Annotated in this window: 12 protein-coding genes; 4 read left to right on the top strand and 8 right to left on the bottom strand. The window is 36.8% G+C overall.

What is annotated here, in order from left to right; all coding sequences use genetic code 11:
* Together G7Y57_RS11320 and G7Y57_RS11315 are read right to left on the bottom strand one after the other, a co-directional pair.
* Positions 1 to 852 carry a GNAT family N-acetyltransferase gene (locus tag G7Y57_RS11320; protein WP_165024013.1) on the bottom strand — a complete coding sequence of 284 codons (852 nt, stop codon included), beginning with the start codon at positions 850 to 852 and terminating at the stop codon, positions 1 to 3.
* On the bottom strand, positions 849 to 1,748 hold the full coding sequence (locus tag G7Y57_RS11315) for a DUF2156 domain-containing protein (RefSeq protein WP_165024011.1): 900 nt from the start codon (positions 1,746 to 1,748) through the stop codon (positions 849 to 851). Before G7Y57_RS11315 ends, G7Y57_RS11320 begins: the two co-directional genes overlap by 4 nt.
* A 170-nt stretch (positions 1,749 to 1,918) precedes the next feature.
* Between G7Y57_RS11315 and G7Y57_RS11310 the strand changes: the two genes are divergently transcribed.
* Both G7Y57_RS11310 and G7Y57_RS11305 read left to right on the top strand, forming a co-directional pair.
* Complete coding sequence (locus tag G7Y57_RS11310; protein WP_165024009.1) at positions 1,919 to 2,527, top strand: LuxR C-terminal-related transcriptional regulator; 609 nt, start codon at positions 1,919 to 1,921, stop codon at positions 2,525 to 2,527.
* A 12-nt stretch (positions 2,528 to 2,539) separates the two neighbouring features.
* Entirely contained in the window at positions 2,540 to 3,244 is a 705-nt protein-coding gene (locus tag G7Y57_RS11305; RefSeq protein WP_165024007.1) for a hemerythrin domain-containing protein, read from the top strand.
* Between the two features lie 3 nt (positions 3,245 to 3,247).
* Here the strand turns inward: G7Y57_RS11305 and cdaA are convergent, their stop codons facing one another.
* From cdaA to G7Y57_RS11275, 6 genes are read right to left on the bottom strand one after another with little or no spacing between them, the layout of a single operon-like run.
* Positions 3,248 to 4,042: a diadenylate cyclase CdaA gene (gene cdaA / locus G7Y57_RS11300; RefSeq protein ID WP_165024004.1), complete on the bottom strand. Its 795-nt coding sequence runs from the start codon at positions 4,040 to 4,042 to the stop codon at positions 3,248 to 3,250.
* A complete protein-coding gene (gene folP, locus G7Y57_RS11295) occupies positions 4,036 to 4,890 on the bottom strand; it encodes a dihydropteroate synthase (RefSeq protein ID WP_165024002.1) in 855 nt (284 codons plus the stop codon). The genes cdaA and folP overlap by 7 nt, the downstream gene beginning before the upstream one ends.
* The gene (locus tag G7Y57_RS11290; RefSeq protein ID WP_165023998.1) at positions 4,890 to 6,065 is read right to left on the bottom strand and encodes a M24 family metallopeptidase; all 1,176 of its coding nucleotides are present in this window, start codon (positions 6,063 to 6,065) and stop codon (positions 4,890 to 4,892) included. The genes folP and G7Y57_RS11290 overlap by 1 nt, the downstream gene beginning before the upstream one ends.
* Positions 6,065 to 6,640 (bottom strand): nicotinate (nicotinamide) nucleotide adenylyltransferase, encoded by a 576-nt coding sequence (nadD, locus tag G7Y57_RS11285; protein ID WP_165023996.1) that lies wholly within the window; start codon positions 6,638 to 6,640, stop codon positions 6,065 to 6,067. Before nadD ends, G7Y57_RS11290 begins: the two co-directional genes overlap by 1 nt.
* A complete protein-coding gene (gene gmk / locus G7Y57_RS11280) occupies positions 6,637 to 7,200 on the bottom strand; it encodes a guanylate kinase (RefSeq protein ID WP_165023993.1) in 564 nt (187 codons plus the stop codon). Before gmk ends, nadD begins: the two co-directional genes overlap by 4 nt.
* A gap of 33 nt (positions 7,201 to 7,233) precedes the next feature.
* A complete protein-coding gene (locus tag G7Y57_RS11275) occupies positions 7,234 to 8,106 on the bottom strand; it encodes a YicC/YloC family endoribonuclease (protein WP_165023991.1) in 873 nt (290 codons plus the stop codon).
* A 134-nt stretch (positions 8,107 to 8,240) separates the two neighbouring features.
* Here G7Y57_RS11275 and G7Y57_RS11270 point away from each other — a divergent pair, with 134 nt between their 5' ends.
* Positions 8,241 to 8,600 carry an arsenate reductase family protein gene (locus G7Y57_RS11270; RefSeq protein WP_165023988.1) on the top strand — a complete coding sequence of 120 codons (360 nt, stop codon included), beginning with the start codon at positions 8,241 to 8,243 and terminating at the stop codon, positions 8,598 to 8,600.
* Positions 8,601 to 8,613: 13 nt separating this feature from the next.
* Entirely contained in the window at positions 8,614 to 13,197 is a 4,584-nt protein-coding gene (locus tag G7Y57_RS11265; RefSeq protein WP_165023986.1) for a translocation/assembly module TamB domain-containing protein, read from the top strand.
* Positions 13,198 to 13,235 lie beyond the last annotated feature (38 nt).

The following is a 13,235-nucleotide window of genomic DNA, read 5'->3' as shown; positions in this document are numbered from 1 at the left end:
TTATTCTAACATCAGATTTATTACAGGATGATGTAACGGAAAATATGTCTTATACTTTTCATCCAATTCACCGGTCTTATAGCCAAATAAAAGACGGCAAAGCAAACGAATATCTACATTAAAATCGACCGACTCTGTAGCGGCTATTTCAGAACACCGACCATTTTCTACTCTAAAAATATGCTCGTCCACTTTTATTGAAAAAGTTTTATCGGTATTTTTCCGTGCATAGATAGATAAAAGCTTTTTAGGATCAATGATGCAAGCCATTGCCGACAAATTGGTTTTAGCAGGATAATCGTCCTCTTTCGAATCTTCTATGATTGTTTTAAAATCGGCAAAACTTTTCTGAACACAAAAATCTTTAGTCCCATACAAGGAGCTAAATAGCTGATAAGCATCTTCTATGCCAGAAGTGGTATTTATTATATCTTTTAATGAAGGCAGCGGTTCTTCTCCCTTTTCAAAGACTTGTTCGTAACCATATTTTTCGTAAAATCCATACAGCCAATCTTCGGCAGGAATAAGAATGGACAAGGCAACTCCTCTATCTAATATCAATTGATGAGACTTATAAATAAGCTGTGCCATATATCCCTTCTTTCTATACTCAGGTAAAGTACATAATCCCGCCAGATAGTAAAAAGGAATATTTTCTCCGTAAAAAGTAATCGTGTAAGGTAACATCTGCAACGAAGCTACCGGTCTATTCTCTTCAAAATAGACAAGCGTATTTCCTTCTCTGTATTTATTCGAGAAATAAAGATCCATAAACTGATCTGTATCATCAAAGCAGATTTTCCACATTTGACGTACCAAAGGAGTTATTTCTTTATTTGCAAACTGTATCATTTGATTGGTTTCAATATCCCTTCCTGTAAAAGTATATCAGGATGGTACGACATTTTAGCTTTACGAAGATTGTCTATTCCCATATCCTCTTCGCGATTGACATACATAAATTCTGATGCTTCATGCTCTATGAACTGCTGATTGATGATCGTATATGCACCGTTGATCTCACCAAAGGCTTTCTCTACATGCACCACGAATGAATCTTTTGTTAATGGCTCGCCTATCGAGAATGCAACAATCTTGCCATTTACTCTGACAGCGCCTCCCCTCAATTGAAGATAATCGAAGTTTTCGAGCATTATTTTGGTTGCAATATAATCATATTGAAGAGTTTTCTGAGCCTTAGGGATATTATTACCTTCCCATTCATCGAGCATATCAATACATTCGTTCAGCTCAGCAGGAGTTGTCAAGGGGAAATACTCCCAATCGGGATGATCCGCTTTGAACCGATTGATATGATTGCGTTTACTTTGCAATTTCTTACCCGAAAGTTTGATTAGCTTTTCCGATAAATATATGTATTCATCATTATCACGGTCGCATATATACTGAAATTGGCCGGGCATTTCGTGCTTAATAAGCTCCCACATTTTAAGAGAAATACCTTTCATCTGAAAAGGGATCTTATTGTCTTTTGCATCTTGCATTATTAAGGCAAAAGCATCAGTAAGAGGCATTTTGCCAATAGGCATCATATAATAAATTTCCCCGTTAGAATCTACAAACCGAAGAAAAATAGTTTGATGCACGACTGCGAACACTGTTTTGAATTTAGCATTCCATGCATAAAGATTTGTAAAGCAAAAGTCACAGGCCCTATATGTATTGCCCGCAAAACAGGCATCCATCTCTTTTTTATCAGACAGTTCTATTTGTTTAAAGTTGATCATAAAATGGTTTTGAAAATTTCCATTAGCAAAACAAAGCTACCATAATTATTGTTTAATAGCGAACATCTATGATAGATTTATATTATTAGTTATAAGATTTGTTTATACCAGATTTTATAACGTAATTTGCTCATTATAAAGAACCATTCTATATAAGGAACTATCAGAAGATGCCAAATACAAAGAAAGTACTTGCTGTTGCAGAGACATCGTACATTATTCGCAAAGGACTCGTATATGTACTATCGCAACTAGCTAGTGTATCGAAGGTTGTGGAACTGAAAGAAATGGAGGACATTAATTATCAACTTGATATTTTACGTCCGGATGCTGTATTGATTAATCCTATGCTATTGGGGCATACAGCTAAACATAACATTCGCCAACAACTTAATTTGAATAAACAAACGGCTATCATAGCACTGGTGTACAACCTGATTGATGAGCAGTTTTATAAATCATACGACGCAGTCATCAGAATTAATGATTCTGAGTCTAAAATAGAGGAGATACTTCTTGCTTGTTTGAATAAGGAACAAAATAATCAGGCAGAGTTAGAAGGTTTAAGTGATAGAGAAAAAGAAATATTGATAAGCGTGGTGAAAGGGATGAGCAATAAAGAAATTGCCGACCATCATAACATATCTATCCATACAGCTATAACGCACAGACGAAATATTACGCGAAAGCTTAAAGTACACAGTATTTCAGGATTGACTATTTATGCCATCATCAACAAACTTATTGACATTTCCGAAATAAAATATCAGGACGAATAAAAATTAATTGCTATGCAAAATATAACTATTGTGTTTAAGAAGTCAATGAAAATGTCGGATCTGATTGATTCCGATTATCGATTGCTGCTACTTCTAAACCGCCTTAATATATCTTTGGGATTTGGCGAGAAAAGTGTAGATGCCGTTTGTCAGGAAAATAATTTTGACACCAATTGTTTTTTATTCCTGGCGAACTATCAATCGAATAAATCCATTACAGATATACAGCATACTTTCGAGTCATTACCTTTGGCTCCATTCTTACACTATCTGAAAAATTCGCATCATTATTTTCTCGATCAGAGATTACCAAACATACGCCGTAAGCTCGAAATGGTGTTCGAATCTTCCGATAAAAGGCTCCAAAATATAGTTCTCAACTTTTTTGATAATTATACTAAAGAGGTATTTGAGCATATGCAATACGAAGATGAAGTGGTGTTTCCTTATGTATACTCACTCATAAACGAAGATAATCTAGATCAGTACTCGATCAACATCTTTGAAGAGAGGCATAATGATATAGAAGGTAAGATGAACGACCTGAAACAAATATTGATGAAATACGTTTCGGGTACAACAGACCAAATACTTATGGTAAATATTTTAATGGAACTATATATGTCGGAAGAAGAACTGGAAGCACATACATTTATAGAAGATAGTTTGGTTATACCACGAGTAAAGCAAATAGAGAAAAAGAGGTTAGAAAAATAAGTCTTATTTTCGCCCTTTCTTATTACTCTTTTCTTCCATTGTACCCATTAATAGTTCTTGTAGTTTTTCGGGAGTAACATTTGTCTGGATTTCTCCGCCGCTGGCAAATGAAATTTTACCCCTTTCTTCGGAAACGATAATCACTTTGGCATCTGTTTCCTGCGAGATACCTAATGCAGCTCTATGCCTTAATCCCAGCGACTTTGGCAGATCCTGATTTTGAGAAATAGGCAGAATACATCCGGCAGCCTTGATTCTATTATCAGCTATTATCATCGCACCATCATGCAAGGGCGTATTTTTGAAGAAAATGTTTTCTATTAATCGTGTACTTATCTCCGCATTAAGCATTTCGCCTGTTTGCTCGAAACTGCTCAACTTCATTTCCTGCTCTATTACAATCAATGCCCCCGTGTAAGTTTTCGCCATATTCATGCACGCCAAAACAAGAGGTGTAACAATTGTGTCCGACAAATCGCCGGAGTCTTTAGAACTGAATATCTTAGCAAAGAATCGAAATGTTTTATTTGAGCCCAGTGACATCAGAAAACGCCTGATCTCATCCTGAAAAATAATGATAAGAACAAATAACCCGATGCTTACAAATTTATCGAGAATAGCCCCCATCAAGCGCATCTGAAATACCTGCGACACAAGTATCCAAAGAATCATAAAAGCTAGTACTCCTTTGAATATAGCTCCTGTACCGGATTTGGCAACAAGATTGTACAATTGATACATAACTATTGCTACCAATAGTACATCAATTATATCTTTTATTCCAAAAGGCTCTAACATAATCCTTTGCTTAAATTATCAAGTGTTTCTATTATTTGAATAGATTCTACTGCTTCCCTCACATCGTGTACACGAAGAATATTCGCACCGTTCTGAATAGCAAATGTATTTAAAACTGTCGTACCATTTAAACTTTCAGTAGGATTTATTCCTAATAAATTATAAATCATCGATTTTCGCGAGATACCCACGAGGAGAGGTAGGTCGAAAATATCAAATCCCTTAAGAGATGCCATCAACTCATAATTCTGCTTTACAGTTTTACTAAAGCCAAATCCGGGATCGATAATTACATCGTTCACTCCCAATAAATGCAACTCTGCTATTTTCTGTGAGAAATAATAGAATATATCCTGAATCAGATTATCATATTTCGTTTGCTTCTGCATAGTTTGAGGAGTTCCACGCATATGCATTAATATATAAGGCACTTTCAGATCGGCCACCGTTTCAAACATATTCTTATCGATCTCTCCACCTGATATATCATTGATAATAGCAACTCCATACTCTTCTACACAACGGCGAGCTGTATTGCTATAGAAAGTATCCACCGATAGAATTGCATCGGGAAATTCGCGGTTAATGACTTTCAATGCAAAACCCAAACGTTCCATTTCTTCTTCGCTCGTAAGCATAGTCGAAGACGGGCTTGTAGATTGACCTCCAATATCGATAATCTTACCGCCTTGTGATAAAATCTCATTCACCCGAAGTATTATCTGTTCTTCGGTTTGTTTGCGACTACCTTCGTAAAACGAATCGGGAGTAATATTCAATATACCCATCACCATAGGATGAGATAAATCAAGTAACTCTCCTTTTATATTAATCGTTTTTGATTGCATTACAGTTCGATTATATTTTCTTCCAATATCGTTATTTTTTCTATTCCATCTTCAGTTACTACAAAAGTATTTTCAACACCAACAGCACCTACTTCGGGAATCACAAATTTAGGTTCTAAAGCAAAAACGATATTCGGCTCAAGCAATTCTTTCGAGCGGGGAGTTAACACAGGCGGTTCATTTATTTCGAGACCGACCCCATGACCAATAAATTTAGCCTGTTGTTTTGTTCCCATAAAATAAGCTTCAAGATTATTCTTTTTCACCAATTCCATCGCAATATTATACATTTCCGAACAAGCAGTACCCGGACGAGCCATATCCATAACACGATCTTGTATTTCGCACGATACTTCATGCGCTCTGTATGCGAGATCAAGCGTTTTACCGACAGAGAACACACGCGTCATATCGGTCATCCACGGCGAATAATTACCTGCCATGTCTACCATTATAGTTTCTTTCTCCAATAACTTCTGACCACTAGCACCAAGCGGTAGAACAGGACTTGTACCCGCACCACCTAAAGCATAGTCGAATGGTGAGGGTGCTTCTGCATTTTCTCCGGCTAAAAGGCTACCCATGTAGATATCCATATTTTCACCATAACTACGGAAAATACCTAACGAGCCATGCAAACGCATTAGTTTTTCTATCTCAATTTGAAGTTCAACATCGGTCATTCCTCTTCGAAAGACTGATGGAATCAACTTATATACAGCTTCGTGCTTGCGTGCACAAGCTCTCACTTGCGAAAGTTCAAAATCGGTCTTTATACTTCGCAGTTTGCGCATGAAAGTGGAAGCATTAGCTGCTTCTTTAATATTCAGCGTATTCATCAGACGCATACATTCCCCGAAAGGGAGAATATCTGTTTCTATTAAAACAGTTTCAGGCAAATTTATGCCTCTGTTTTGTAACTCTTCGACTATCTGTTCGGGCTTACGGATGTATATCGTATTATCGAAAGCAATGCCTTCGGGTCTTTTCACAAAATGTATCGGTTTCCCTTCGGCCGACAGGTAAAAATATCCATTATAGATACACCCTGTCATATAAAACACATTTACACCGGTAGCCAATATACAAGCTTCGATATTCGCCGCCTGCATCGCTTTTTGAAGTCGAAGGCTACGAATTTCTAAGTCTTTCGACAATGCTATTTGATAGTCCATTATCTATATAATTTATTTTTCTCAATATATTCATATACACTGTCAGGCAAGAATGCTTTTATATTTTTACCTACAGCAATACTTTCACGAATAAAAGTCGATGAAATCTCTATAACCGGAGATTCCAGCGCTTCAACTTTTTGTCTCAATTTAGTTGGAATAGTGATTCGATAGCCTACACGGGGATAAACCTTTATAGGGTACTCCTGTACCATTCTGTCATAATCTTTCCATTCCTCAAAATTGCTCCAATTGTCAGCGCCTATAATAAGCATGAAGTTATTTGCAGGATAAGCCAATTGAAGAGCCTCCAGTGTATTAATTGTATAAGAAGGTTTAGGCAGAAACAGCTCGAAATCACTCGCCTTCAATCGTGAATATCCTTCGAGAGCCAGTTGCGCCATATGAAAGCGTTCCTTTTCATCCAATAAACCGACATTATCCTTCAATGGATTCTGTGGGCTAACCAAGAACCATACTTCATCTATTTCAGTAAACTCAACAATATAGTTTGCCAAAATAACATGTCCTATATGTATCGGATTGAACGAACCCGAAAATACGCCTATATTCATTCTGCTAAAAAATCACTTACTATTTTTAATGCCTCTGCTTTTGCTGTATCTAGATCATTGTTCATGATAATCACATCGAACTGAGGTGCAAAAGTCAATTCATATTCTGCTTTTTCAACGCGGGATTCTATTACTTCCAGCGAGTCTGTGCCTCTGGCTATTAGTCGGGAACGTAGTTCTTCAACCGATGGCGGCTGTATAAAAACAGACAAAGCCCTGTCGCCATAGTATTTCTTAATGTTACATCCGCCAACAACGTCTACATCGAAAATAACATTTCCTCCCGAATTTATAATGCGCTCTACTTCCGCCTTAAGTGTACCGTAGAATTTATCTGTATATACTTCCTCATATTCGAGGAACTCACCATTTGTAATCTTTTGGCGAAATTCTTCCGGCGTATGAAAATAGTATTCAACACCATGTCTCTCTTCTCCTCGTGGTAAGCGGCTCGTAGCTGATATAGAAAAGTGCAGATTCAAATTTTGCGAAAGCAAATAATTCACAATGGTAGATTTTCCCGAACCCGATGGAGCAGAAAATATGACTAAATGTCCCATTCTTATTTTATCCTTGTATTTATTTTATAAAGATTACAAAACGTTTAATATCTGTTCTTTAATTTGTTCCAGCTCATCTTTCATACGCACTACCGTTTGTTGCATCTCAGCATGATTAGATTTTGAGCCCATTGTATTTATTTCGCGACCTATTTCTTGTACGATAAAACCTAGCTTTTTACCTTGTCCTTTACCTGTTTTTATTGTTTCTAAGAAATAGCTCAGGTGATTGGTCAGTCGAGTCTTTTCTTCGTTTATATCGAGCTTTTCAATATAATAAATCATCTCTTGCTCGAAACGGTTCTTATCATAATCAAGATTATCTATTTTTTGAATCGCTTCTATTATGCGGGTTTTCACTTTGTCGATGCGCTCTGCTTCGTAAGATTCTACTTCCAATAATAAAGCAGAAATATTCGCTATTTTTTCCTCAAAAAGCTTCTGAAGCATTGCCCCTTCTTGTTTGCGGAAAGCAGCCATATTCTCCAAAGCCTCATCTATTACTTTCGATACACTCTCCCATTCTTCTACGTCCACTTCTTGCGCCTCATATTTCAGCACATCGGGCATGCGCAGTAGTACCTGATACCAGTCTTGTGGTGTAGCAACACCTAGCTTGGTAGCAGATTCTGTTATTTGAGCATGATAAGCTTCAATAATATTCTGATTGAGTTGCGTGGTAGTTTCATTTCCTACATTTTCGATATAAATAAGAAAATCTACTTTTCCACGTTCCAATGTTCTGGCCAGAAGGTTACGCACAGCCATTTCGTTTTCCTTATACAGATTAGGCATTCGAACCGAAAGATCCAATTGCTTACTATTAAGAGACTTTACTTCGACAGTAATTTTTCTTTTTGCTAGCTCACCTGTGGCCTTTCCGAAGCCGGTCATTGATTGTATCATATAATTTTCAGATTTTAGAATGACAAAAATAAGCAAATATTAGGCGCTATGGTTAAAAATGAAGAACTTTAAATGCTACAGATGCGTTATTGATTAATGAAATCTTTATTTTTGTAAAAAATTAACGTATTTTTATGGAAAAAGCACTATTTGTACAATATCCTAAATGTAGTACATGCCAAAAAGCCGGTAAATGGCTTAAAGAGAATAACATTGAAGTCGAAAGCCGAGATATAACAAAAGAAAATCCGACAAAGGTCGAACTGGCCGTCTGGATCAAAAAATCGGGGCTACCCATCAATAAATTCTTCAATACATCAGGAAATATTTACAAAGCAGAAAATCTGAAAGAGAAGGTAAAAACTGCATCTGAAGATGAGTTATTAGACATTTTATCATCCAATGGCATGGTTGTGAAACGACCTATTGTTGTAACCAAAAACCATGTACTAGTAGGTTTTAACGAAAAAGAATGGGCAGAAAATCTGAAATGACTACTTTCACCGAATGGAAGAGAACGACGAGGAAGTAAAAGTTCCTAAGAAAAAGAAAAGTCTTATAAAAAGACTCTTTAAATTTTTGCTATACACAATCCTAGGTTTCATAGGATTGAATGTATTGCTGTATTTTTTATTGTCTATTCCTGCCGTTCAACAAAAAGTAGCAAATTTCGCCGTCAATCAATTAAAATCGACGTTGAATACGGAGGTTTCGATAGATGAAGTACGCCTCAGCCTATTCAATCACGCCACTCTAAAGGGTGTATATATAGAAGATCAGTCTAAAGACACTTTGCTTTACGCTCAATTTCTTGATGTACAACTTAGCCCATGGGAGCTATTGAGAAGCAAAAAACTTGCAATAACAAGTATTACATTAGACGATTTTCTTATCAATGTAAGCCAGAAAGACAGTATCAGCAATTTCAATTTTCAGTTTGTTATTGATGCTTTTGCGAGCACTGACACGACGAAGGTAGACACTACGAAAAGTGCATTGACAATAGTTATCGAAGATATTGACATCAAGAATGGACGACTAAATTATGATGTATTGAACAAACCTTCAACACCCGGATTATTTAATGCCTCGCATATTTCGCTCTACGATGTAAATGCAAATGTCGATCTGAATTCCATCGATATAGACAAACTGGATGTTTCATTAAACAAACTGACAGCAAAAGAAAGATCGGGACTCGAAATAACGAGCCTTACCGGAAAAGTATATTCCGAAAAATCGCAACTATGGGTAGATAATCTATCTTTATCTTTACCCAATTCGCATCTAAAAACAAACCAGGTCAGATATAATTTATCCACAAATGAATTCGAAATCGGAACAGAGGACACAGAAATTGCAGGAGAAGATTTCACATCGATTTTACCTAACCTCAAATATCTTACACATAAGATTTCTCTCAAAACAAATATAAAAGGCACACTTCCTTTTGTCAATATGGAGAAAATAAGCCTTAATTACGGAGAAGATTGTATTCTGGAAGGAAAAGCTTCTATATCAAGCTATGAAAAATATGGTGAGGCCGACATCGACCTTTCTATCGATAAATTCAGCATACAGCCCAGTGCCGTTACTGCATTTGCCCGCATAGGCGACAGCACATTTGTAGCGCCTGATATATTGAAAAGCATGGGTACTATCTTCCTTAAAGGCAAATTAAATGGTAAATTGAGCGGATTCAGATTAAACACCGAAGCATGGACACGTCAGGGAGCCATCACCCTTCTGGCAAATGGAGCTATAGACACTACGTTTACTAACTTCAATGTGAATGCACGACTGAATACTCAAAACTTCAATCTGGGTAGGCTTTTAAACCAAGAAAAAGATGGTATAGGTAAGCTATCAATGCATGTGAATCTGAATGCAAGACAAAGTAATAAACAATCGCTGACTGCACAGCTGCAGGGCGTGATAGATGCTTTGGAAATGAACGAAAGGGAGAGTCTTAAGAATGTCAATTTCAATGGATTTTACAATCCTGTCAAAATGGGATTGACCGCCCAAGTCAGTTCTCCTACAGGCTCTATTTTTGCAGATGTAGATATGACTCAGGCAGCGGTACCGGATATAAATGTGAGACTAAATATAGATACATTTAAAATAGATCGTATATATGTAAATGAGGCATGGAAAAATCCACTTTTATCCTTACGGCTCGATGGTCATATAAAAGGACTGGATATTGATAATATGTCAGGACGTGCAACTATAGACAGCCTTGATTTTCATGGTGATAACTTCAATTTCAGACCCGGATTATTTACACTGGAATTAGGCAGACAAGGCGATAAAAACGACAAATACATATCATTTACATCGTCGCTGCTAACTGCAAACATAAGAGGTCAGTACAAATTTCTGACATTAGCCAATGAATTTAGCAATCTGATGTATAAATATATGCCGAGCGTATTTGAAAAACCAAAGTATGCTAAAAAAGATCAGAATAATTTCGACTTCAGTATATCTGCTCAAAATACCGAAGAATTGGGCAAAATATTTGCACTCCCGGTCGACATTATAGTTCCTGCAAACATAAATGGGCGTATAAATACAATAGACCATAAAATAACGATAAACGGAAATATCCCCCATCTCAAATATGGAGAGATGGACATAAAAGACACAAAGCTAGATGTAGCCAATTTAGATTCAGCTTTCAACATTACGCTGGGATCACAAGTACATATGGACAATGGTATTTATAATCTTGCCCTGAATGTAAATGGTGCAAAAGATGAAATACATAGCCTTTTGAAAGCGAATAGCGACAGTGCTAAAATCGATATTAAAGGACAAATAGAAGCTTTGGCCAAATTCAACAGAAGTGAGAAGAAAGAATTAGTATCCCTTCTTCAATTTGTCGCTTCGGATATAAAAGTAGGAAAACTCAACTTGAATTTACTGCCGGGTAAAATTACAAATATCGGCGAACGTACAGAGATCAGCAACGTTGGTGTTAATCTGAATAATAAGAAATATATCGGAGCCAATGGTGTGATATCAAGAGAAAACGCTGATAGTATAAAAGTATATTTCGAGCAGGCGCAAGTAGGAGATTTGTTAGAAGCATTCGATGTTAACTATGTACATGGAGTAGTTAATGGAGATATAGTGATGACAAATATTTTAGAGCAACCTGAACTTTATACGAAAGGCTTCAAAATGACTGACATTATCGTATTTAAAGATACGTTGGGCACCCTCGACCTCGAAAGCGAATGGAGCAATGAATTGAAGGGGATAAAACTGAACGCATCCCTCCATAAGGAAATAGAAAAGCAAGCCGAAATAAAAGGAATGATATATACTAATCAGGATTCTCTCGATCTTAAAGTCCATCTTGATAAATTACCTATAGGCTGGATGAAACCGTTTGTAGCTGATATGGTAAACCAACTTTCGGGCACTATCAGCACTGATCTCACAGTGGAAGGAAGTATGAAAGAGCCAAAAGTAAAAGGATTCTTTGGCTTTAATGAGGCATCTGTTGGGATAGATTATACAAATGTAGTCTACACTATTTCGGATACAATAGATGTCACTCCCGATAAAATAGGCTTCGATAACTTGAGGCTAAAAGATTCTCAGGGTCATACAGCCAGAGTGAGTGCAATTGTTACTCATAAAAACTTTGCGGACATGAAATATACTGTAGATATGAACATGACTAATCTCATGGTATTGAATACAGAAAACCGTACTGACAGTTTATTCTATGGTCGTGTATTTGCATCGGGAAGTGTAAAAATAGTTGGTGATGATAACAACATCAACATGAATATGCAGATCAGAAATGACAAAAATTCGACACTCAATATTCTAGTCCCACAAACATCTGAAGCTACCGATTACAAAAGTGTTGTATACATAAATGTGCCACAAGAGAAACTAATCGAGAGCAACATAAACGCTGCATTAAGATCACGCAGATCAGATGCACTGCCACTAAAGCTAAATGTAAAACTGAATGTGACATCCGATCTGACCCTTGGTATAATTATCGACCCGAATACAGGTGATGCCATGGAAGTGAGGGGGAATGGAAATATAAACTTCAGTTATGATATGCGAACTGAAAACATGACCACTTTTGGCGATTATACGCTCACAGACGGAAATGTGAGATTTAATCTGCAAAATATCAAAAGACTAGACTTTAGAATAAGAGAGGGCGGTAAACTCAATTTCATTGGCGATCCATTAAAAACAAATTTCAACATTGCAGCTTTCCGTAGAGTCAGAGCTGATCTTAAAACATTAGATCCAAGCTTCGAGTCAGATTTACTTTCTACCAGAGTGCAGGTAGACTGTATCTTAGGAATAAGTGGAAATATGGATAAAATGAACCTGACCTATGATATCAGTCTGGTAGATTCTAATGACGATTTTCAACGTAAGCTCAATAGCTTAATCAATACTGATGAACAAAAGATTATACAATTTGCATATCTTATCGCTTCCGGCTCATTTCATTCGTCAAATAGTACAAGTGGTGCGAATTTCACCGAAGGCATGTGGACAAACATGGCTTCGAGTGCATTATCGAATGGCCTGAATGCTGCCTTTGGCAACATATTGGGGGATAAATGGGAAATAGGTACAAATATAGAGTCGAACGATGGCACAATGTCTAATATGGATATGAGCGTAAATGTTTCGACTAAATTCCTTGATGATAAATTGAAATTGAATACCAACTTAGGGTATAGAACAGAAAATTCGGCTACAATGGACAACTCATTTATCGGAGACTTCGATGTAGAATACCAATTGAGTAATGTCTGGACCCTAAAAGCATATAACCACGCCAATGATAGCTTCTATCGTCAGGCTCCATATACGCAAGGAGTAGGTATTGTTTATACGAAGGAAGCGTCTACACTGAAACGATTATTCCAATCGTTCAGACGGAGAAGAAGGATGAGAACCCAACAGGAAAACCAAACTGATTCGACCAAGATGGCAACGGATTCTCTGAAAATCACGACCGATTCTTTAAAAATTACCACCGACTCGATTAAACCAATAGTGAAGCAGCCAATTATAAACGAGAAAAAGAAATAAGACATTTTCAGTTTATAGCAAAAGTTTATATCTTTGCA

The organism is Dysgonomonas sp. ZJ279, from assembly GCF_011039205.1.
Taxonomy (GTDB): domain Bacteria; phylum Bacteroidota; class Bacteroidia; order Bacteroidales; family Dysgonomonadaceae; genus Dysgonomonas.
This window is presented reverse-complemented; position numbering and strand designations above follow the sequence as displayed.

Coding starts and splice junctions, on each gene's coding strand:
- G7Y57_RS11320 (WP_165024013.1), bottom strand. CDS start 852: ATGATACAGTTTGCAAATAAAGAAATAACTCCTTTGGTACGTCAAATG.
- G7Y57_RS11315 (WP_165024011.1), bottom strand. CDS start 1,748: ATGATCAACTTTAAACAAATAGAACTGTCTGATAAAAAAGAGATGGAT.
- G7Y57_RS11310 (WP_165024009.1), top strand. CDS start 1,919: ATGCCAAATACAAAGAAAGTACTTGCTGTTGCAGAGACATCGTACATT.
- G7Y57_RS11305 (WP_165024007.1), top strand. CDS start 2,540: ATGCAAAATATAACTATTGTGTTTAAGAAGTCAATGAAAATGTCGGAT.
- cdaA (WP_165024004.1), bottom strand. CDS start 4,042: ATGTTAGAGCCTTTTGGAATAAAAGATATAATTGATGTACTATTGGTA.
- folP (WP_165024002.1), bottom strand. CDS start 4,890: ATGCAATCAAAAACGATTAATATAAAAGGAGAGTTACTTGATTTATCT.
- G7Y57_RS11290 (WP_165023998.1), bottom strand. CDS start 6,065: ATGGACTATCAAATAGCATTGTCGAAAGACTTAGAAATTCGTAGCCTT.
- nadD (WP_165023996.1), bottom strand. CDS start 6,640: ATGAATATAGGCGTATTTTCGGGTTCGTTCAATCCGATACATATAGGA.
- gmk (WP_165023993.1), bottom strand. CDS start 7,200: ATGGGACATTTAGTCATATTTTCTGCTCCATCGGGTTCGGGAAAATCT.
- G7Y57_RS11275 (WP_165023991.1), bottom strand. CDS start 8,106: ATGATACAATCAATGACCGGCTTCGGAAAGGCCACAGGTGAGCTAGCA.
- G7Y57_RS11270 (WP_165023988.1), top strand. CDS start 8,241: ATGGAAAAAGCACTATTTGTACAATATCCTAAATGTAGTACATGCCAA.
- G7Y57_RS11265 (WP_165023986.1), top strand. CDS start 8,614: ATGGAAGAGAACGACGAGGAAGTAAAAGTTCCTAAGAAAAAGAAAAGT.